The organism is Ruficoccus amylovorans (assembly GCF_014230085.1).
GTDB lineage: Bacteria > Verrucomicrobiota > Verrucomicrobiia > Opitutales > Cerasicoccaceae > Ruficoccus > Ruficoccus amylovorans.
The window spans coordinates 545,311-565,695 of record NZ_JACHVB010000035.1 but is presented as its reverse complement, the minus strand read 5'-3'; the positions used below and the strand labels follow the sequence as shown (position 1 = coordinate 565,695).

At 61.7% G+C, this 20,385-nt stretch carries 20 protein-coding genes and 1 other RNA gene; 10 read left to right on the top strand and 11 right to left on the bottom strand.

Annotation, left to right across the window (positions count from 1 at the left end):
* The 3 genes from H5P28_RS13905 to rnpB all read right to left on the bottom strand — a co-directional run bounded on the left by H5P28_RS13905 (window position 1) and on the right by rnpB (window position 1,681).
* Window positions 1-804: an RNA pseudouridine synthase gene (locus tag H5P28_RS13905; protein WP_185676309.1), complete on the bottom strand. Its 804-nt coding sequence runs from the start codon at window positions 802-804 to the stop codon at window positions 1-3.
* 129 nt (window positions 805-933) lie between these two features.
* Window positions 934-1,185 carry a 30S ribosomal protein S20 gene (gene rpsT, locus H5P28_RS13900; protein ID WP_185676308.1) on the bottom strand — a complete coding sequence of 84 codons (252 nt, stop codon included), beginning with the start codon at window positions 1,183-1,185 and terminating at the stop codon, window positions 934-936.
* 116 nt (window positions 1,186-1,301) lie between these two features.
* An RNA gene (gene rnpB, locus H5P28_RS13895) (RNase P RNA component class A) lies at window positions 1,302-1,681 on the bottom strand.
* A 178-nt stretch (window positions 1,682-1,859) separates the two neighbouring features.
* Here rnpB and H5P28_RS13890 point away from each other — a divergent pair.
* Window positions 1,860-2,510 carry a hypothetical protein gene (locus H5P28_RS13890; protein ID WP_185676307.1) on the top strand — a complete coding sequence of 217 codons (651 nt, stop codon included), beginning with the start codon at window positions 1,860-1,862 and terminating at the stop codon, window positions 2,508-2,510.
* Window positions 2,511-2,925: 415 nt separating this feature from the next.
* Here the strand turns inward: H5P28_RS13890 and H5P28_RS13885 are convergent, their stop codons facing one another.
* The gene (locus H5P28_RS13885; RefSeq protein ID WP_185676306.1) at window positions 2,926-3,303 is read right to left on the bottom strand and encodes a DUF1425 domain-containing protein; all 378 of its coding nucleotides are present in this window, start codon (window positions 3,301-3,303) and stop codon (window positions 2,926-2,928) included.
* 160 nt (window positions 3,304-3,463) lie between these two features.
* A complete protein-coding gene (locus tag H5P28_RS13880; protein ID WP_185676305.1) occupies window positions 3,464-4,663 on the bottom strand; it encodes a PEP-CTERM sorting domain-containing protein in 1,200 nt (399 codons plus the stop codon).
* Window positions 4,664-5,058: 395 nt separating this feature from the next.
* Here H5P28_RS13880 and H5P28_RS13875 point away from each other — a divergent pair, with 395 nt between their 5' ends.
* Window positions 5,059-6,003, top strand: coding sequence for a hypothetical protein (locus tag H5P28_RS13875; protein ID WP_185676304.1), 945 nt, complete (start codon window positions 5,059-5,061; stop codon window positions 6,001-6,003).
* A 34-nt stretch (window positions 6,004-6,037) separates the two neighbouring features.
* On the opposite strand, the gene H5P28_RS13870 is transcribed toward H5P28_RS13875, so the two are convergent.
* The 3 genes from H5P28_RS13870 to H5P28_RS13860 all read right to left on the bottom strand — a co-directional run bounded on the left by H5P28_RS13870 (window position 6,038) and on the right by H5P28_RS13860 (window position 9,324).
* Complete coding sequence (locus H5P28_RS13870; protein WP_185676303.1) at window positions 6,038-6,736, bottom strand: ABC transporter ATP-binding protein; 699 nt, start codon at window positions 6,734-6,736, stop codon at window positions 6,038-6,040.
* A gap of 4 nt (window positions 6,737-6,740) precedes the next feature.
* On the bottom strand, window positions 6,741-7,913 hold the full coding sequence (gene devC / locus H5P28_RS13865) for an ABC transporter permease DevC (RefSeq protein WP_185676302.1): 1,173 nt from the start codon (window positions 7,911-7,913) through the stop codon (window positions 6,741-6,743).
* Window positions 7,914-8,085: 172 nt separating this feature from the next.
* A complete protein-coding gene (locus tag H5P28_RS13860; RefSeq protein ID WP_185676301.1) occupies window positions 8,086-9,324 on the bottom strand; it encodes an HlyD family efflux transporter periplasmic adaptor subunit in 1,239 nt (412 codons plus the stop codon).
* Between the two features lie 188 nt (window positions 9,325-9,512).
* On the opposite strand from H5P28_RS13860, the gene hpnC reads away from it, so the two are divergent.
* The gene (hpnC, locus tag H5P28_RS13855) at window positions 9,513-10,409 is read left to right on the top strand and encodes a squalene synthase HpnC (protein ID WP_221773428.1); all 897 of its coding nucleotides are present in this window, start codon (window positions 9,513-9,515) and stop codon (window positions 10,407-10,409) included.
* A 104-nt stretch (window positions 10,410-10,513) separates the two neighbouring features.
* Here the strand turns inward: hpnC and H5P28_RS13850 are convergent, their stop codons facing one another.
* A complete protein-coding gene (locus tag H5P28_RS13850; RefSeq protein ID WP_185676300.1) occupies window positions 10,514-11,095 on the bottom strand; it encodes a DUF2179 domain-containing protein in 582 nt (193 codons plus the stop codon).
* Between the two features lie 305 nt (window positions 11,096-11,400).
* Between H5P28_RS13850 and hpnE the strand changes: the two genes are divergently transcribed.
* The 4 genes from hpnE to H5P28_RS13830 are packed head-to-tail and all read left to right on the top strand — an operon-like array spanning window position 11,401 to window position 14,925.
* Window positions 11,401-13,605, top strand: a complete 2,205-nt coding sequence (hpnE, locus tag H5P28_RS13845) for a hydroxysqualene dehydroxylase HpnE (protein ID WP_185676299.1) — start codon at window positions 11,401-11,403, stop codon at window positions 13,603-13,605.
* A 51-nt stretch (window positions 13,606-13,656) separates the two neighbouring features.
* Window positions 13,657-13,899, top strand: a complete 243-nt coding sequence (locus tag H5P28_RS13840; protein WP_185676298.1) for an AbrB/MazE/SpoVT family DNA-binding domain-containing protein — start codon at window positions 13,657-13,659, stop codon at window positions 13,897-13,899.
* A complete protein-coding gene (locus tag H5P28_RS13835; protein WP_185676297.1) occupies window positions 13,868-14,281 on the top strand; it encodes a type II toxin-antitoxin system VapC family toxin in 414 nt (137 codons plus the stop codon). Before H5P28_RS13840 ends, H5P28_RS13835 begins: the two co-directional genes overlap by 32 nt.
* 11 nt (window positions 14,282-14,292) lie before the next feature.
* Window positions 14,293-14,925, top strand: coding sequence for a phosphorylase family protein (locus H5P28_RS13830; RefSeq protein WP_185676296.1), 633 nt, complete (start codon window positions 14,293-14,295; stop codon window positions 14,923-14,925).
* A 193-nt stretch (window positions 14,926-15,118) separates the two neighbouring features.
* On the opposite strand, the gene hpnH is transcribed toward H5P28_RS13830, so the two are convergent.
* Together hpnH and H5P28_RS13820 are read right to left on the bottom strand one after the other, a co-directional pair.
* Complete coding sequence (gene hpnH / locus H5P28_RS13825; RefSeq protein ID WP_185676295.1) at window positions 15,119-16,342, bottom strand: adenosyl-hopene transferase HpnH; 1,224 nt, start codon at window positions 16,340-16,342, stop codon at window positions 15,119-15,121.
* A gap of 214 nt (window positions 16,343-16,556) precedes the next feature.
* The gene (locus H5P28_RS13820; RefSeq protein WP_185676294.1) at window positions 16,557-17,747 is read right to left on the bottom strand and encodes a KamA family radical SAM protein; all 1,191 of its coding nucleotides are present in this window, start codon (window positions 17,745-17,747) and stop codon (window positions 16,557-16,559) included.
* A 125-nt stretch (window positions 17,748-17,872) separates the two neighbouring features.
* On the opposite strand from H5P28_RS13820, the gene H5P28_RS13815 reads away from it, so the two are divergent.
* From H5P28_RS13815 to carA, 3 genes are all read left to right on the top strand, one after another.
* Window positions 17,873-18,226 carry an ArsR/SmtB family transcription factor gene (locus H5P28_RS13815; protein WP_185676293.1) on the top strand — a complete coding sequence of 118 codons (354 nt, stop codon included), beginning with the start codon at window positions 17,873-17,875 and terminating at the stop codon, window positions 18,224-18,226.
* Window positions 18,227-18,554: 328 nt separating this feature from the next.
* Complete coding sequence (locus H5P28_RS13810) at window positions 18,555-19,016, top strand: response regulator (RefSeq protein WP_185676292.1); 462 nt, start codon at window positions 18,555-18,557, stop codon at window positions 19,014-19,016.
* A gap of 106 nt (window positions 19,017-19,122) precedes the next feature.
* Window positions 19,123-20,280 carry a glutamine-hydrolyzing carbamoyl-phosphate synthase small subunit gene (gene carA, locus H5P28_RS13805; RefSeq protein WP_185676291.1) on the top strand — a complete coding sequence of 386 codons (1,158 nt, stop codon included), beginning with the start codon at window positions 19,123-19,125 and terminating at the stop codon, window positions 20,278-20,280.
* The last annotated feature ends 105 nt before the right edge of the window (window positions 20,281-20,385 follow it).

The following is a 20,385-nucleotide window of genomic DNA, read 5'->3' as shown; positions in this document are numbered from 1 at the left end:
TCAGGCATGCATGAGCAGACGGCGACGCAGGACGGCCAGCCCCTTCGGCAGCCCGGCCTCCAGGCGGATGGCCTGGCCCGGCAGGTTTGCCTCCAGCCCCTCCAGGTGCAGGCAAAGGCCGTCGTAGAGCGGGCGTTCAATACCACGCTGGCGGTAATCGCGCTTGAGCATGGACAGGCAGATCGGCTCCGGACCGCCATAGAGCGCATCGCCAACGGCGGGCAAGCCCAGCTCGGCCGCGTGCAGGCGAATCTGATGCGGGCGCAGGTAGGTCGCGCTCGCCTCCCACCAGGCATAGTCTCCGAGCCGTTCGACCAGGCGGAAACGGGTCCGGCACTTCTTACCGCTCTGATGGGAAATCAGCGCGCGCGCCTCGGTGTTGTGCACGGCGACGGGGAGCTGGCTTGACCGCTCTTCCGGCCCGCCACGCCACTGGGCGAGGAAGCCGAAGCGAAAGCGCATCTGCCCGGAACCATAGGCCTCGCGCAACTGCTGGAGCCGCTCATCGCTCAAAGCAAGTAGCAGCACGCCGGAAATTTCCGGCTCCAGAATGTAAACATGGCGGGCCTCCGTGACCCCGTAAGGCTCCAGTTCGGGCTTACCGGCCTCGGCCTGGGCGTTGAGCGCGGGCACCAGCGCGGGCATTCCGGGGTACCAGCGGTGCCGCTCAGTCAGGACATCCGCAGGCTTGTCCAGCGCCAGCCATTGCCCCGGCTCACAGCCGAGCACGGGCAGGCGTTGGGGACGCCCCCCGAGCAGGGGCGGAGGGAAGCCGATGAAGCGGGTCTGTTCGGTCGAAGCCATTGTTTAACGCAAAAATTTCCGGATTTTCAGGGCAGCCCACATCAATCAGTCAGACGGGGCCGATGCCAAACAAAAAAACCCCCGTTCCGGCGGGAACGGAGGTTAGCAAAGCTATCAGCAGCCAGGGCCTCAGGCCTTGGCGAAGATCTTGGCCGAGATGGCCGACTTCTGGCGGGCGGCCTTGTTCGGATGGATGACACCGCGCTTGGCGGCCTTGTCCAGGGCAGAGGCGTACTCGCTGGCGATCTTGGCGGCTTCTTCGCCTTCGGCGGCACGGGCCTTCTTGGCCAGGGTCTTCAGACGGCTGCTCTCGTTGCGGTTACGCTCCGTGCGAACCTCGGTCTTACGGATGTACTTCTGGGCTTGTTTGGTGTTGGCCATGAAAAATCGAATTTGGGAAAAGGAAAAGGGGAGGAAATTACCGTGAACCCCTCCCCTGTCAACGTAAAAAACACCGCACCCGCCCCAGCCAGAAACCGAGGCGCAGCGCGGCGGAAAAAGATCAGGGGATCATAAGCCGGATTCTGTTACCGCCGAAGCGGCTGCTCTCATTTATCTGACGCGCTTGCACGCGTCTCCCCGAAGGGATGCGACCTACCCGGGACCGTATGGACGGGCCGCCCGGTCCCCTACATTGTCTTGCACCGGATTGGGTTTACCCTGCCCGCGCGGTTACCCGCAGCGGCGGTGGGCTCTTACCCCACCTTTTCACCCTTACCCCGCGCCGGAGCGCGAGGCGGTACGTTTTCTGTGGCACTGTGCCGTCAAGGCTGGCTCGCGCCGCCCTGCCCCGGTTTTCACCGGGAATCCTGCCCTGTGGTGTCCGGACTTTCCTCGACCCGGCGCAAGCGCCGAACCGCGAGAGCTCACCCCTGAAATTGTCAAAAGAACAGAGAACAAAAATCGCCCAGAATAGGCGTCCCGTCAATGCCCGAAATACGGCCCATCCCACAAGGCACCGACACCGCAGTCTCCCCCTTTCCACCACGCCAAATTGCCTTGCGCCGGGGTGCTTCATTCAGTGACAATTCGTCGTAGCCATCCCTACATCATCGATGTCCTCAGCCACTCAGGAAAAAATCATCCGCAGCCTGGATTTTCCCGGAGAGGACCGTGGCGTGGCCCTTGAGCAGGCGCTTTTCTACACCGGACTGATCGACGACTACATCCGGCAAACCTTCCGGATCGATCCGCGCTACAAGATCACCCACACGAGCGACTCCCCCGGCAATCAGCTCACCACCATCCGGCGCGGCAGCGGCGAGTTGCGGGTCGAGACGAACTTCGGGCTCAACACCACTTACGGTCCTGATGGCACCCGGAACTTCTACACCCTCAGCCTGGAGGCCACCCATCGCAACCTCACCCTCGACGCCACCGTGGAAACCAGTGACTTCATCGTCTGGAGCTTGCGCGTGGTCGGCGGGCTGTTTATCGGCGGTCCGATCGGGTTGGTCGCTACGCACGTCATCGGACCCGCTTTTTTCTACGTCTCGGTCGGGGTCGGCGCCGGGCTGGGCGGGATCGTCGGCAACTTCATCTGCCGCAAGTACTACCAGCGGCGCGAACACCAACTCCAGAAACTCGGCGAGATCGACGAGGTGGCCGGAGACTGGAGCCACCTGAGCGACACCCTCAGCATGATTATGATCGAAAAAGAGGGCTTCAACTATACCCAGCGCCGGGGCGCCAACCTCTACGAGTAGCAGGACAGAGTCCTGCACCTGTGATCCTGACGGATCACTGATGCCACCGCCAACGCGGTGGCATGGGCAGCGGCGATTGACGCCGACTCAAACGAACTCCGTTCACTTCACTTGCGATTTTGTAGACAAATAACCATTGACTGCGAGTAGCAAGACAGGGTCTAAGGACAGAGTCCTTGACCTGCGACCCTTCAGATCGCCATTGCTGCTCCTGCCGGAGTGCCGACGCCAAAACGGTTGCGCCGGACGAAACGAACTTCACAGACCGAACACGGGCCGGAGACGAGTCTGGGGAAGCAAATGATACCATCTCCACGCGACACAAAAAAAAATCCCCGCGGCAACGAACCGGGGGATTTATTGGATGACGGCAGACGTGCTGCCGCAAAGAGAACGCTTGTGCGAGCGCCGGGCTTTACTTGCCCAGGACGATGCGCGGGTATACGGCGAGCGGATCGGGCTGCTCGGCCTTGACAAAGCCGATGTCGCCGGGGGCGATCTGGAGCTTCTTGGTTTCCGGGTCGTTAATCAGCAGGCCGTTAAGGTTGAACCACTCGACGCGGTAGCTGACCACAACCGGCTTGCTCGTCGTGTTGACGATATTGGCCTGGAGAACCTTCTTGTCCTTGATGTCGCCGTCCACCAGCTCGACCTTGACCTCCTTTTGGACAGCCGGGTCGGAGTAAGCGATACGCTGGGTCTTGTAATCAACGTTCGAGTTCGTGGTGCCGCAGCCCGAGAGCGCGAACACGGCGAGCAGGGAAAGCAGGGAGAATCCGAATAGATTTTTCATAACTGTCTGATGCTTTAGGTTAAAGGAGAGCCGAAAGATACATCCTTTTGGCCGGTTTTACAGGCAAATATGCAAAAAAGCATTTGGCGGAAAATGGAACGGGCTTCCCCTCGCGAGGAAGCCCATGTCCGCTAAAAGGATAAAAATACCCGCTTCCGCCTCAGGAACGCAGACGACGACGCAGGCAAACGAAGGCCAGTACGCACGCGCCGATCAAAGCCGCGTAAGTGGAGGGCTCAGGCACAACGCCGAGGGCGTAAACGCCGCCGCCATCAACCATCATATTGAAGTACTCCTGCTCGTAGGTCCCGAGCGTATCCTCGAGGTCGATCTCCTGCCAATTTTCACCCACGAGTTTCCAGGCGTAAATATTGTCTTCGTCCACCCCCGCGCCCAGTTCGAAGGAGAGGATAATCTCGCTGTTGGTCAGGCCGCTCATTTCGATCTGGACCACCTCATAATAGCTGTAACCGGAAGGCAGCGGAGATGCCACCTCGTTGATCTCCAGGTTGCCGGTGCCCGCATTGTCGGCGAAGACCACGATCAGCTCGCCGTCCCCGGCGTTGACGCGCGCGCCGCTGAGGTTCTGCCCCACCAACGGCGTCGTGTACTCCGTGTAGTCGCTGACCGCAAAGGCACCTACCCCTTCAGCCACGGAGCCGCCCCAGAAATTGAGGGTACCGCCGCCGGCGAATGAGGTGGCCGTGACCGGGAGGTAGATACCGCCCGTAATATTCCCGAGAGCGAAGACATTGACCGTGCCATTATTGGTAAAAGTGCCGCCGACATCGACCAGCGTCGTATTACCGGAAACGCCGAGGTTCAGGATGCCGACGCCCGAACCACCCTGTACATCCAAATTGCCGCTCGTCGTGACCTTGCCGCTGTCGGTCACATTGAACTGCGCATTGCCGGAGGAACCGACCACCACACTGGTTGCGCTCCACTGCGAGCCCGCGCCCTTGACCACGATCTTACCGGTGCTGCCCGCGTAGTAGCCCAGAGCCGTGGAGCCGGTGCTCACGCTCGCCCCGTTCATGACTTCAACCAGCGCTCCACCGAAAAAGCCGATGTAGGCATCATTGGCGATGGCCCAGCTCGTGCCGGCGTCCGACAATTCAACTTCGCCTCCAGCAGCCCCATCGGTACCGATAGTGACCTGGCCGCTGGCGAGCGTGCTGCCGCCGTTCATCATAAGCGAACCGGGCGAACTCTGCCCGATAGCGACAGCCTGGCTGCTGCTCCCACCTGTGCTCCAGTAGGAGTCGCCTGTCCCCGGAGAGACGTCGCCCTCCGGCGTCACCGCCGCCTGGGCCGCGGGACCAGCCAGCAAGGTCGCCCCCAAGCTCAACGCAAGCATGGAGAAACGTGGGAATTTCAGGGTCGGCGATAAAGCCGCATTCGTTGTTCTAGGCACGCGCATAGCGCAGCTAATAGCAAACCAATCAGCTCCGATAGCAATAAAACCCCTAATACATCAGCCATTAATTCCCTATACTTATATAATTTCCTCCTGACATAAACAGGCCCCATCATCGCCACCGGCTGTGCACATCGCCACACACCCGCTATCCCTGTCAGAACCTAATCCTCAGCCACAGCACAACCTGTAGTTTTCAGACGAATAATAAGTCTTCAGGCCGAGGTGGAAAGGCGTTCAATCTTTGGCACTCAAGCCACTCTATGCACTTCACAAGGACGCTTGATTAAACTATTTTGACGATACTTCTGATGAGAACCGTCCTCCTTCCTACCTTGTTGACTACTGTGACATGCCTCTGGGCACAGGCGACGCAGCCGGATACTTCCGCCGCCGAGCCTCCGGAATTCTCGCTGCTTGGCGATCCGGGGTTTGCCCGGGGCTTGATCCTGCGCCGCGCCGACGGGAAGCCTTCTCCGGGAAATATCTATCCCTTCGGTAAATCGGAGGAAAAACCGATCTGGGGACTGGCCGAATGGGCCAGCAAGTACGAGCTTTCCGAAGCAGACAAGACCGTGACCGGGGAAAAGGCCGTCTATACCAACACCGGTAAAACCATCGCCTTCGAACGCATGCCCGGAGGCGGCATGCATATCTGGATGGATCTCGCCGCCTCCACCGAATACGATGAGCCCCGAACGAGCCTCCAAGCCTGGCCACATCTGCTCATCGAGCAGTCCTTCCCGGAAAAACCTTACGTAAAAGACCTCAAGGCGTTGAACCTGAAATTCACCGGGCGGCTGGACCATGCCGAGATGAAAATGCGGCGCAGCGCATTTGATCCGGGGTTGCACTCGGCTCAGTTTCAGCTCTTCATCACGGTGCAGAACCTGAACCAGGACTCGGAAAATTACGGCGATTTTCTCTGGTTCGGAGTTCCCTTCTATGACTACCGGGAACGGAAAATCCCGCCCTTCGCCGCGCAGGACGGCGGCAAGGCTGACGCCTCGCAAAAATTTATCTACAGCCTCGGTACCCGGGATTACATGCGGGGAGATTTTCACGGAGACCGCTGGGTGAGCGTCGAGACCGATCTTTATCCCCACATCCTGAAGGCCTTCGAACTGGCTCAAGGCCGGGGCTTTCTCACCGGTTCAGACTTCAGCGACATGCGCCTCGCCAGTATGAACCTGGGCTGGGAGGTCACCGGCACTTTTGATGTCGGATTCGAGTTTAAGGACTTTGAACTGCTGGCCATAAAACGCACCAGCGGGCAGTAACCGCCGGAAAAACTCTGCTGCCCCCAGCCAAGACTTACCCCTCGATGGGCGGGTCGGAGTTGAGCACGCCGTCCTCCAGCTCGATCAGGCGGTCGGCCACGTCGAGGATACGGCTGTCGTGCGTAACCAGGAGGATGGTCGCTCCGGACTGCTTGGCCAGGCGCTGGATGTGGTCCACCACTTCGCGGCCGGTCTTGCCGTCGAGCGAGGCCGTCGGCTCGTCCGCCAGCACGATGCGCGGGTTGTGCACGAGGGCGCGGGCGATGGCCACCCGCTGCTTTTGCCCGCCGGAGAGCTGCGAGGGCTTTTTATTCACGTGATCGGCCAGGCCAACCTGTTTCAAAATATCAAGCGCCTGAGGCCGGGCCGTAGCCGCCGTTTCCCTCGGGTTGAAAGACAGGGGCATCATGACATTCTGGCAGACGCTGAGCGAGGCGATCAGGTGATGGTTCTGAAAGATGAAACCGATCTTTCGGCGCACGCTGACGAGGTCCTTCTTGCGCCCCTTTTCGAGCAGTTGGCCGTCGATCTCGATGCTGCCCTTCTGCACCGTGCGCAAACCGCCCAGCAGCTTGAGAAAGGTCGTCTTACCCGAGCCGGAGGGGCCCATGATGATGACGATTTCGCCGGGGTAAAAGTCCGCCGAAACGCCGTGCAGGACCTCCTTCATCCCCTCCCCTTCGCGGAAGGAGTAGTGGAGGTCTTTGACGCGGATAATGGGTTCCCTGGACATGTCGCTAGAAAATTTCGGCCGGGTTGGCGTGGCGGAGTTTACGGGTGGCCAATGCGCCCGCCGTCAGGCACATGAACAGCGTCAGCCCGAAGATGATGGCGCAGTTGAGCAGGCTCAGGTACGTGGCCATGTGGGCTATTTGCCGAGTGAAGTAAAACAGCACCCAGGTGAAAAGCGTCCCAGGGATAAACCCGAACACGCTTAAAATAACCGACTCCTGTAAAATCACGCTGGTGAAGTAGCTGTCACGGAAGCCAATAGACTTGAGCGTGGCGTACTCCTCCAGGTGATCGTTCACATCTGTATAGAGAATCTGATACACGATGACCGCGCCCACGATCAGCGCCACCGCCATCGAAGCCGTGATAACGAAACCGATGGGCGTGCGCTCGCGCCAGTACTGCATCTCGTAGTCGAGGAAAGCCTGCCGGGTATAGACGCGCACATCGTCGGGCAGATAATCCGTCAGTCCCGCCACCACAGCGGCGGGGTCCGTGCCCGGCTCCAGGCGGATGAGGCCGAGGCTGACCACGGAGGGGTCGCCGCCCGGCCACAGGGGGAGGAAAGTGTCGGCACTGGTGAGCATGTTACCGTCCGCCACGAAGGTCGGAGAAATCGAGAACAACCCCTCGATGGCCATGCGGCGGTTAGCCACCTCGGTCACGGCCTCGCCGGTCTCATCCACCTCCTGCACAAACGGCCCCAACTCAGGGCGCGAGAGCCGGTCGTAGAGGGCGACGCCCTCGCGCTTGAGCTTCCAGCGCTGGCTCTCGATCTCCTCGTCGTCAAAAGCCTGCACCGCCGGATCCCAGGCCATGATAAAGACCTCGCGCGTGCTGCGGTTGGCGGTGTTAAGCATGGGCAGGCTGCCGACGTAGAGCGGTACGGTCTGCGCCACGCCCGGCTCACCCTCGGCCTGCACCAGCCGCCGCAGCGGGAAGCCCTTGCTGACGCCGAGGTACTCGTACTGGCTGCTGACCATGAAGATGTCCGCCGCCATCTCGGCATGCGGGCCGACGACCTGCTTGAAGAGCGCGGAGTTGAGCCCCATCTGGAACATCATCATCGTGACGGCGAAGGTGATCCCCGCCACTGCCGCGAAGAAGCGCTTCTTCTCCTTGATGAGGTTGAGCCAGGCCAGCGGAATGCCCAGCGGCATGAGTTTGTTTAAAAGCATCTAATGGGCGCTCGTCGGTGTTTGGGAGCTGGTGGGCGTTTGGTCTATCATCACAGCCATGCTGTCATTTCCCGGTGTTTGTAGTCATTTCGGTTATCTAACACGGAGGCACAGGGACACGGAGTTTCAGTTAAAATGCTTGGTGTCCTTCTCGGCCATCGTCTGACCCGGATCAGGGCTTGATCTTGACCGTGACCTGCGCGCCAATGAGCGAACGCACGGCGGCGGGGTCGTCGAGTTTGATCCGGACCTTGACCACGCGCTGGTCGGCGAAAGCCGTCGGGTCGCGGCTGAAAACCGCGTTGGCGGCGACCTGCACGCCCACGCGGTCAACCTTGCCGGTCAACTCCTTGCCCAGCGGCTGGCCGGAAACGGTCGCGGCCTGCCCGGCCTTGACCTTGGAAACGTCGTCCACGTAGACCTCGGCCTCGACAAACATCTCCGTCGTGTCGGCCACGGAGGCCACTCCACCCAACTCGACAGCGGTGCCGGGCCAGGCATTGACGGAGACCACCACACCGTTCAACGGCGAAAACACCGTCCCGGTGGCCAGGCGGGCCTGGGCTTGCCGGACCTGCTCCTGCGCGGCGGCGGCCTGCGCGGCGGCGGCATCGGCCTGCGCCTGCACCTGAGCCAACTGCACCTCCGCGATAGCCTTCTGGTCGAGGATCGACTGCCGCTCCGAGGCGACCACGTCCACCTGCGCGGCGGCGGCATCGGCCTGCGCCTGCGCGGTGTTGTAGGCGGATTTCAATTCGTTGTCCTGCGCGGCCTTGGTCGAGCCGAGCTTTTTAATCTCCAGCGCGAGAATCCGCTGCTGGGACTGGATCTGCACGCGGTCCTTGGTGCCGGGGTCCCACTCCTTGATCAGCCGGGTGTGCTCGTCGATCTCGCCTTGCAGGCGGGCCACGGCGGCCTGATACTCGGCCTCGGCGCGGGCGATGGCCTTCTGCGCCTGATCCACGCCCATCTGCGCGGCGGAAGCCTCCTTCTGCGCGGCGGAAACGCGGGCATCCAGCGACTGAAGCTGATGGTCGAAAACGGCGACCTGCTTTTGCGCCACTTCAATCCCGGCCTGCGCGGCGGCGGCATCGGCCTGGGCGGCGGCGGCACTCTTTTGCGCGGCGAACACAGCGGCCTCAAGCAGGGGCTTGGTCGTCAGCACAGCCAGCGGGTCGCCTTTTTTCACAGTCTGGCCGGGGGTGACGCTGACCTCGGCCACGATGGCCTGGCCGGTCTCGCCCGCCGGGGCGGCGACATTGACCACGCCCTCGCCGGGGATGATCTTGCCCAGCGCGGCCACCTGCCGCGACTCGGACTGCCCCTGTGCCACAGCGGCGGCACCCAGCACGAGCAAAAGCACAAGCGGGCGCAGGCCCAGCGGCTTACGCCTTGGAGAAATTCTCATCATAGGCGGCAATATGCCTATCCCCGCCCAGACTTCAATACGCAAACGCGCAACGGCGCGTGACCGCACAGGCGAATGAAGAATCGAACAAGTACCCCACGGGGCGAACAAACCGCACACGCACATAGCTAGCGCGGCCCGCAACCGGGGCTTGCGCCGGGGGCGGGGGGCGGTTTTGCTGGGGCGTTTCCATGATGACTGTCGAAGAATCCTACGCCCGCTGCCACGACCTGACCCGGGAGCACTACGAGAACTTTCCCGTCGCCCGGCTCGTGCCCAAGAGTATCCGCCCCTATGTGAGCGCGGTGTACGCCTTTGCGCGGACGGCGGACGACCTCGCAGACGAGGGCTGGACGGCCTCCGAAAGCACCGCTCCCGATGGCCGCGTTTTTACCCCGCAGGAGCGCGTGGCCGCGCTCGACGCCTACGAGGAACAGCTCGACAACGCCGCCGCCGGTCGCCCGCTGGAGGAGAAATACGCCTGGATCTTCCTCGCCCTCGGCGACACCATCAAGAAGACCGGCGCGCCAGTGCAGCTTTTCCGCGACCTGCTCAGCGCGTTCAAGCAGGACTGTGTCAAACTGCGCTACTCCACTTTTGCCGAAGTCCTCGACTACTGCCGCCGCAGCGCGAACCCGGTGGGACGGCTCGTGCTCATCCTCCACGGCCACGCCAGCGAGCAGAACTTCGCCTGGTCGGACCAGATTTGCTCGGCGCTCCAGCTCGCCAACTTCTGGCAGGACGTGAGCGTGGACATCAAGAAGGACGGCCGCATCTACGTCCCACAGGAGGACTGGACCACCTTTGGCGTGACCGAGGCGATGTTCTCCCAGCCTCCGGCCACCCCGGAGTTCCGCCGCTGCCTCAAGCACCAGGTGGACCGCACCTACGCCATGTTCAATGAGGGCCGCGTCCTCAGCCGCCACCTGCCCTTCCCCCTGAGTATGGAAATCCGCCTAACCTGGCTCGGCGGCCAGACCATTCTGGATAAAATCGTCTCCCGCGACTACGACACCGTCAGCGCCCGCCCCAAGCTCAACGGCTTCGACAAAGTCAAGCTCCTGCAAAAAGCCGCCTTCACCCGCTGAGAACGCAGCAATCTTAACACAGGCTTGCCTGAAACACCCCGCCACGGCGGGGGCGCGGCCAGAGGGAATGTACGCCCGGCGTTTACGAAACCGGGCGCGGCGCGTTATTTTTTCTTGAGCGTACCTTCCATCGCCAGTTCGCCGCCAAAGTCCGCATTGTGTCCCCAGACGCCTGCTGAACTGACCGAACGCACATCCTCGATGGTGAAGAACAGGTCCGGGTCGCATTCGCGGATGCACTTGATCAGTTTTTTCATGCGCTTGCGTTCGACCGCGACGAAGAAGATATCCACCGGTCCCTTCGAGCCCTGGGCCGGGACCACCGTCACCCCGAAGCGGCTGGTACTGAGCGCGGCCCGCAGTTCCGGGGTCTTGCGCTGGGTGATGATCCGCACGAGCTGGTGCCCGAGGGCGATTTTCTCCTCCAGTACAATCCCCAGGTACGTCCCCGCCGCGAACCCGGAAGCGAACCCCAGGTAACTGGCGATGTTGCTCAGGTTCTGCATCACCTGGGTGATCGCCACCAGCCAGATCAGCACCTCGACGAAGCCGATGGCCGGGACAATCTTGCGCATGCCCTTGAAAATGAGGATGTGGCGAAACGTCGCCAGACTCACGTCCATCAGGCGGGCCAGAAAGATGAGCACCGGAATAATAATCCAACCTGTGTAATCAAAACCGTCCATGATCGATAGCTATAATAAGAAGTGAAAACAGCCCTGCGCAACCAGCGAAACGCCCGTGCTCTCTTTTCCATAAAAAGCCCAGGCGGGCCGGCGCAAGTCTGCAGCCCCCCTTCTCTTTCGTCCACCTGGACCCGCGCCGGCTCCCTGATGTTCCCTCCCCTCCGCGCGGCAAAATCGGATGCCCCGACCACTCCACTGCCCGGCATCCAGATTCGACAGTCGGGGTTCAATTTCCCCCGGCAGCATAAACGCCTTGCCAGCGAGCCGTCTTGTCCCGTCATATAGCTGTTTTTAGAAAACCACCGATGTCGTCCGAGTCCAAAGAAGCGGTTCAGGCCCGCAAGAAATCCAACCTCGCCTTCACCTTCATGTCGCTCGAACCCGAGCGCCGGGAGGCTATGGCAGTGTTTTACGATTTCTGCCGCATCGCCGACGACATCGCCGACGAACCCGGACGCACCGACGATCAGAAGCGCGCCGAGCTCGACGCCTGGCGCAAGGAGATCGAGTCCTGCTACCGCGTGGACGGCGTACCCATCAAGTTGATGGCCGAAATGAAACCCGTCATCGACCGCTACGGGGTCGAAAAGGCCGACCTGCTGGCCATCATCGACGGGGTGAGCATGGACATCGGCGGGGCGCGCTTCGCCAGCTTCGAGCACCTGCGCCGCTACTGCTACGGGGTCGCCTCCGCCGTGGGGCTGGTCTCGATCAAGATTTTCGGCTGCACGCATCCGCGCACTCCGGAGTTTGCCGAAACCCTCGGCTACGCACTCCAGTTCACCAACATCCTGCGCGACGTGGTCGAGGACAAGGTCAAGATGGGCCGCGTCTATCTGCCCCAGGACGAACTGGCCGCCCTCGAAGTGAGCGAGGACGACCTGGCCAACCCCGCCGCCAACCCCGCCTGCCAGAAGCTCTTCCGCCTCTGCTACTACCGCTGCAAGCACTTCTTCAACAAGGCCCGGCGGCTCCTGCCCGATTCCGAGCGCCAGAACCTCAAGGCCGCGCTCGTCATGGGCGCGTTTTACGAGGAAATTTTAGAAAAAATCGCCGCCGGGGGCTTCGCGCTCACCGTCGAGCGCACCCGCCTCTCCAAGCCGCAAAAACTCCGGCTCCTGTGGCGCACCCTGCGCGAAGCCAAACGCCCCGGACGTCCCCGCAGCCTGCCGGGCCGCGCTGCCGTCCTCGGCGGGGGCGTGGCCGGGATCACCGCCGCGCTCGAACTCGGCCTGGAGGGCTTCACGCCGCACCTTTACGAGGCCCGCACCTACCTGGGCGGGCGTGCCCACAGCCTGACCGATGCCGCCACCGGCCTCACCATCGACAACGGCCAGCACATCGTCATGGGCTGCTACACGGGCTTTCTCAAACTGGCCGAGCTGCTCGGCATCACCGACAAACTGGAGCGCCAGCCGAGCATGCGCGTGCCCTATGTCAGCCCCGGCGGACGCTGGTCCGAATTAGCCGCACAACCCTTGCCCGCGCCCTTCAACCTGCTGGCCGGGCTTTTCAAATTTTCCGAACTGAACACCGCCGACCGGCTCGCCATCCTGCGGATGGGGCTGGTCATGCGCCTGGAGGCTGTCCCCGCCGACGACGAGACCGCCGCCCACTGGCTGCGCCGCCACGGGCAGACCGCGGGCTCCGTCCGCGCCCTGTGGGAACCCTTCTGCGTGGCCGCCCTCAACGAGCCCACCTCCACCGCCAGCGCCCGGCTCCTGCACGAGACCCTGCGCCGCTCGCTCTTTGGCAAATCCGACGCCGCCGACATCATCGTGAGCAAGGTCGGGCTGAGCGAACTCTTCGAACCCGAGACGAGCCTTTTCCTCAACAGCATCGGCGGCAGCCTCAGCCTGTCCTCAAAAATCGCCCGCGTCGAGGTGGCCGAAGACCGCGAAACCGGCATCCAGCGCGTCACGGCAGTGGAAACGCCACGAGGCGAGCGGATCGAGGCGGAGCTCTTCGTCAGCGCCCTGCCCTGGACGGCCCTGCGGTCGCTCCTGCCCGAGGGCTCGCGCCTGCGCGACCACCTCGCGGCTATCCCCTCCGCCCCGATCATGGGCATCCACCTCGTCACCGACCGCCCCCTCTACGACAACGGGGCAGATTTCGTCGGGCTGCTCGACTCGCCCGTGCACTGGGTCTTCGATCGCACCCACACCCTCCCCCCCGAGTACGCGGGCAAACACCTTTACGCCGTCATTTCCAGCACCGCCCAGGCTTGGCTCGACATGAAAAGCGACGAAATCGTCACCCTCCTGCGCACTGAGCTGGAGAAATTCTTCCCCGCCGCCACGGAGATGCAGATCGCCCGTTCGCTCGTTTACAAAAGCCGCGACGCGACCTTCGCCGCCCAGCCCGCCACCGAGCCTCACCGCCCCGGCCCCAAGGCCAGCCCCTGGAGCAACTTCCTCCTCGCGGGCGACTACACCGCCACCGGCCTGCCCGCCACCCTCGAAAGCGCCGCCCTCAGCGGCTTCGCCGTCAGCGCGGCGCTGGATGGGTAAAGAAGCGGGCAAGCTTGACGCCTTACGACTTCCCCTTATAAGTAAGGAGATATGCAGGTCCGACTTACCAGTAAACGCCAGGTGACTTTCCCCCGTCATGTGGTGGAACGCCTCGGCGTCAAGGCCGGCGACACGCTCGTCATTGAGGAATCCGCCGACGGGTTTCTCATCAAGCCCCGCCGCTTCAACAGGGCAAACCTCGCCCCGCTGAAAGATAAAATCGCCGCCAACCTGCCCGCTCCGGACATCGCTGCCATCCGCCATGCCGCGCTCGACTCAGACCTACGGGATTGACACCTCCGTCTTCGTGCGCCTGCTCACCGGGCATCCGGAAGCGGATTTCCGCAAAACGGTAACAGCCCTCGAAAAGTTGCTGGAGGCGGAAGCATCCGCCGAGCTCACCGTCTCCAACCAAGTGATTGGAGAAGCCTACATCACGCTCCAGCATCACTATAAAATCAGCAAAAACGACGCCAGAAAGGCCATTGATACCCTCCTGACTGGCAGCATGATTACTCCGCTGAACGGTTTTGAAGTCGTAAATATCTTGCGTTCAAAGGGCGGCTGCGGCCTCCTTGATCGGCTGATTGCGCAAGACTATCTCGCCCGCGAAGCCCACATCCTCACCAATGACCGTAAAATGGCCGCCCTCCCTGGGGCACGCCTGCTTTTTTAATTCTTTCCCACATGTCCCTGATTCTCATTCCGACCCGTTTCGAAGCTGACCTTTTCATCCAGGCGCTGGCACATGCCGCCTCCTACGAGATGGGACATCGTCCAGCCTGGGTTGGTGACTGGGAAAAGCAAACCGTCCACGTCTCCCTCATCGGGATGGGACCGGTCCACTGTGTTGAACCCGCCCGCGAGGCTATGCGCCTGGTCAAGCCGAAGCGGGTTATCCTGGCCGGATTCGGGGGGGCGCTCGATCCGGCGCTCAAGCTCGGGGATATTGTGATTGACCGCGGCGAAGGCAAGATCCACACCGCCAGCGAAGTCGTCTCCACCCCCGCCGCCAAGGCCGTGCTTTTCGCGCAAACCGGCTGCCCCGTGGTGGACATGGAATCGGCCCCTGTGGTGGAAGCCGCTGCCGAGGCCGGTATCCCGTTGACCGTCATCCGTGCCATCAGCGACACCGCCACGGACGAGTTGCCCGCCTTTCTTGCCAAGGGCTACAACCGCGAAACCGGTAAGGAAACCCCATTACGCATGGCCGGGCACATGCTCACCCACCCCGGCGATATTGGACGCCTGCGCCGCCTGCTCAAAAGCTGGGGCCCCGTCCGCGAAGCCCTCGCCGAGGCCATCGCTGCCGAGCTGTAGCTCCAGACCTGCCAGACACGGTAGAAGAAAAAGAAGCTGCCCGCGAAGTCACGCGAAGAAAGGCAGGAAAATGAAGCTTCGCGTTCCTTCGCGTGACTTCGTTGGCAACCCCTGGAAGAGGGCGCAAAAAAGCCGGGTCACGCTGGACCCGGCCTGTTAAATGGTTGGAGGCAAACGCCTGTTGGAGACGCGCCTAGCGGTCGGTGCCGCTGGCCGGGACATTCTCCTCGCGCTGCACCTGGCGGGTGACGCGATTCGGAGCGATGTTTTCCAGCAGTTTTTCGCTGCCGGCCACGTCCTTGGAGGAGGAGCAGCAGGAGCTGGCGCCGCAGGACTCGGCGCGCTTCATAGCGTCAGCGCGGAGCAGCGCGTAGAGCTTTTCCTCGTCCTCGGTGAAGGTGACGGGCTTGTGCATGTTCTTGTTGGCCTTCCACATGCGAATGGCACCGCCGAGCGAGAAGCTGTCGTCCACCGCGCTGGCTTCGTAGCCGCAGTGCACCATACAGTCCTTACAGCGCTCGTCCGTACCGTGCTGGCCGTAGCGGGACCACTCGGTGGTCTCCATCATCTGCTTAAAAGTCTTGGTGTAGCCGTCGCCAAGGAGGTAACAGGGCTTCTGCCAACCGAAAACGTTATAAGTCGGGTTGCCCCAGGGGGTGCAGTCGTAGTCGATATCGCCCTTGAGGAAGGCCAGGAAGTTCGGGCTATGGTTGAAACGCCATTCCTTCTTGGCACCGCCGAGAATCTTCTTGAAGAGCACCTTGGTGCGGTCGCGTTCGAGGAAGATTTCCTGGTCGGGGGCCTTTTCGTAGGGGTAGCCCGGCGAGGTCATCATGCTCTCGACACCGGCTTCCATCATCAGGTCGAAGAACTCGTGGACGCGCTCGGGGTCAGCGTTGTTGAACAGCGTGGTGTTCGTGGTCACGCGGAAGCCCATTTCGACGGCCTTCTTGATCGCCTTGAGGGCGATGTCAAAGGTGCCGTCGCGGCTGACGGAGCGGTCGTGCTCTTCCTTGAGCCCGTCCATGTGCACGGAGAAGGTCAACTGCTTGTGCGGCGTGAACTTTTTGAGCGCGCGCTCCAGCAGGAGGGCGTTCGTGCAAAGGTAAATGTAGCGTCCCTGCTTGATCAGGCCGTCCACGATCTGCTCGATCTCGGGATGGATCAGCGGCTCGCCCCCGGCGATGGAGACGATAGGCGCACCACACTCTTCGGCGGCGGCCAGCGCCTTCTCGGCCGAGACGCGCTTCTTCAGGATGTGGTCCGGGAACTGTATCTTGCCGCAGCCTTCACAGGCGAGGTTGCAGCGGAAAAGCGGTTCGAGCATGAGGACCAGCGGGTAGCGCTTGCGACCACGCAGTTTTTGGCCGAGCACATAGGTGGCCACGGTCCAGGCTTGGGAAATCGGAACTGCCATAAGCGGGAAAAGGTGTCGTTAATCAGAGTTTCTGTCAAGGTCGATTAGCAGGCCTTGAGCCAACTCCGGTATTCAATCGTGTCTGTGCAAAAAGACCGCCCAGCGGCCCGTCGTTTACAATAGGTTAGTGTGGGAGGAAAGCGCCCGAGCCCGCTTTTGGCAAACACAAATTGCCCGCCTTCCCTGTCGGGAATATTTGAGAGTTCGGGACGACCTAGCCGGGGCAGCCAACGCTGACCTCCTCCGGGCGGACGCCGGAGGCAACGGGCACGCCGTTGACGAGCGGATACCGGTAGGTCTTGCCCTGGAAGTTGCGCAGGACGACCTCCGAATCGGTGATTTTCTTCACGTATTCGGGGTTGATCGGGACCTTGCCGCCGCCGCCGGGGGCGTCGATCACGTACTGCGGGATCGCATAACCGGTCGTGTGGCCACGAAGCTGGTTGATCAGCTCGATCCCGGTCCGCACATCCGTGCGCAGGTGGGCGCTGCCGGTAATCAGGTCGCACTGGTAAAGGTAGTATGGGCGCACGCGCATCATCAGGAGGCGGTGCACGAGGCTTTTCATCGTCTCGACGTTGTCATTGACGCCCTTGAGCAACACGCTCTGGTTGCCCAGTGGCACCCCGGCGTAGGACAGGCGTTCTGTCGCCTGACGCAGTTCCTCGGTGCACTCACGGGGATGGTTGACGTGGATGCTCATCCAGATCGGGCCGTGCTTTTTAAAGATTTCGCACAGCTCGGGCGTGATCCGCTGTGGCAGAAAAACCGGGATGCGCGAGCCGATGCGGATAAACTCGACGTGCGGAATGGCCCGCAGGCGGCCCAGCAAGTAGTCGAGCTTACGGTCCGAGAGCAGCAGCGGATCGCCGCCGGAGAGGAGCACGTCGCGGATTTCCGGATGCGACTCGATGTAAGCCAGCCCGGACTCGAACTCCGGGTGGAAATTGTAATCCTGCGCGTTGGAAACCAGCCGCGAACGCGTGCAGTAGCGGCAGTAGGAGGCGCAGCGGTCCGTGACCAGAAACAGCACCCGGTCCGGGTAGCGGTGGACGATGCCCTTGACGGCCATACTCCCCTCCTCGCCGACCGGGTCGAGCAGTTCCTCGGGCGCGGTCTCCATCTCTTCCTCGCGGGGGATGATCTGCCGCCGGATGGGGCAGTTCGGATCGTCGCGGTCGATCAGGTTGAAGAAATACGGCGTGATGGCCAGGGCGAGCTTGCGCCCCGAGAAGTAGCAACCGGCCCGCTCCTGCGGCGTCAGTTCCAGGTACTTCTCGACTTGCTCCACGGAAGTGAGGCGGTTTTTCAACTGCCACTTCCAGTTTTTCCAGTCACTTTCGGGGACATGGCTCCAAAGGCCCTGCCCTTGAAACCACCGGTCTTTTGTGTCGCGCGGGTACATGTGAGAGGGGCACACATAAACTCACCTTGACCCAAAATTCAACTATCTTTTTAAATATTTAAAATCTTCAATACATTTGCCTTGTGCCACGCGGGGTGTTTGGCTTATCTTTTGAAGTTTGTATCATGGCCGCAGGACCGATCATCAAGACGCAGGAAGAACTCGCCCGCCAACTCTGGGCGGTGGGGGACATCGTGCGCCTGCAAGTCCTCGACCTGCTGCCCATCGGGGCCGACTGCAAGCACGGCAACAACGTCTCCCAGCTCGCCGACAAGCTGAACCTGTCCCAGCCGACCGTCTCCCACCACCTGCGGGTGCTGCGCCAGGCCGGAATCGTCGAGTACCGGAAAATGTGCCGCGACGTCTATTACTGGAAGAACGCCGACGAGGCCCACGCCCTCGTAGAATCTCTCCGCCGCGTCCTCATCGAAGACGGCGAGCAGGTTGCACCTGCCAGGCACGACAGCACAGGGCAGTAAGAGACTTAACAGGAAGGCCGGAAAGCACGTAAAGGAAGAGCGGAGATGTCGCCTTACTTACCGGCTTTCCCGTTGATAAATCCCTTAACGGTCAAAATGGGAATGAAATCAATATAAGGCGTTTCTTCCACGCCCACCATCATCCCCTGCCGCCACGTTGCGAGCGGGAGAGGCGTCAAATCCGCCGACCGCCTCAGCCTGGGGTCAACGCCGCTGCCCTGCCCCATCCTTTACCCCACGCACACTATGAATGATTGTCATAAAAATTGAGAATACAGTGTTCAATGGATGGACTTTGAGGCGGGATATGCTTATTTTGCTATGAGCCATGGAAGCACTGTTCGATACACCCCGCCTCGCACCCACCGGGGCGGATATCACTGCGGCCGGACCACACGGCCACAGGCGCCCGCGCATCCTGATCGCCCAGGACGGCTTTGCCGGTAAGCGCCGGGCTATCCAGCGTCTCCGTCAGGAGGGCTACGAGGTGGAACTGGCCACCAGCGGCATTGAGGTGATGAATGCCGTGCGTGACCGGGACTTCGACCTCGTCCTGATGGATGTCGAACTACCGGACCTCAACGGAGTGATCGCCGCCCGCACCATCCGTACCAACTGGAAGGAGCACGCCCCGCACATCGTGGGCCGTTCGCGCTCCCCCTTCCCCGAGGACTACCAGACCCTCAAGGAAGAAGGAGAGATGGACGCCTGCGTCTCCAGCAAACTATCTGACCAGGAATTACTTGCGCTGATCGCCGATTGCCTCGCGCAAAACACCCGCGTCGCCTGAACCCCTGTTCGGACCCCGCGTTTGACACCCCCGCCATGTACGATTGCGGAGGAAAGTGCTTTTTTTATTTGCGCCCCGGCGAGGGTGTCATTTCTTTGGACCGTTAATGGGCACCTCACGTAGCGGCATCCTCGCTCTGGAAGACGGCAGCGTCTTCCGGGGAAAAGCATTTGGCGCGGCCAAGACCGTCGTCGGCGAAGCGGTTTTCAACACGTCGATGACGGGTTACCAGGAAATCCTGACCGACCCCTCCTACTATGCGCAGATCGTCACCATGACGGCCTCGCAGATCGGTAACTACGGGATCAACCCCGAGGACGAGGAGTCGAACGGCCCCAAGGTTAAAGCCTTCGTCGTCCGTGACCTGTCCCCGGTTTCCAGCAACTGGCGCAGCACGATGAGCCTGCCCGAGTACCTGGAAAAGAACTTCATCCCGGGCTTGGCGGGCGTGGACACCCGCTCCATCACCAAGCGCCTGCGCGTGGACGGTGCGATGAAGGCCTGCCTGAGCACCGAAGATATTTCCGACGAGGAAGCCGTCACGCGCGCCAAGGAATGGTCCGGCCTGATCGGCATCGACTACGTCAAGGACGTCACCTGCAAGGAGCCTTACGCCTTCGATCCCGACGGCTCCCTGAGCGAGCTGTTTAAAATCACCGGCACGACGATGAACCACTTCACGCGACCGGAGAAGACGTTCAAGGTTGCCGCCTTCGACTTCGGGGCCAAGCACTCGATTTTCAAACGCCTGCGCAACCACGGCTTCGACGTGTTCGTGGTCCCGGCCACTGCCACCCCCGAGCAGGTCAACGAACTGCGCCCCGACGCGATCTTCCTCAGCAACGGTCCCGGCGACCCCGCCGCCGTCACCTACGCCCACCAGAGCGTTTCCAAGCTGATCGAGCAGTACCCGACCTTTGGCATCTGCCTGGGGCACCAGATCATCACCCACGCCCTCGGCGCGAAGACTTTTAAGCTCAAGTTCGGCCACCGTGGCGGTAACCAGCCGGTCAAGAACATCGAAACCGGCCTGGTCTCCATCACGTCGCAGAACCACGGCTTCGCGTCCACCCCGGACGAGATCGAGAAGTGCGGCGGCGTCGTCACCGAGATCAACCTCAACGACAACACCGTCGAGGGCCTGCGCCACAAGGATCTGCCCGTTTTCAGCGTGCAGTACCACCCCGAGGCCGCCCCCGGCCCCAACGACGCCGACCCGCTCTTCACCCAGTTCTACGAGATGGTCGCCAAGGCCAAGGGTTGATTTTTTCTCCCGCCCATTTTTCCCAAAAAAGCCTCTGCCGCAAACGGAGGCTTTTTTGTGCCCGCAGACCGCGAAAGTCATTTCGTAACAGAATTGAGACCGGCC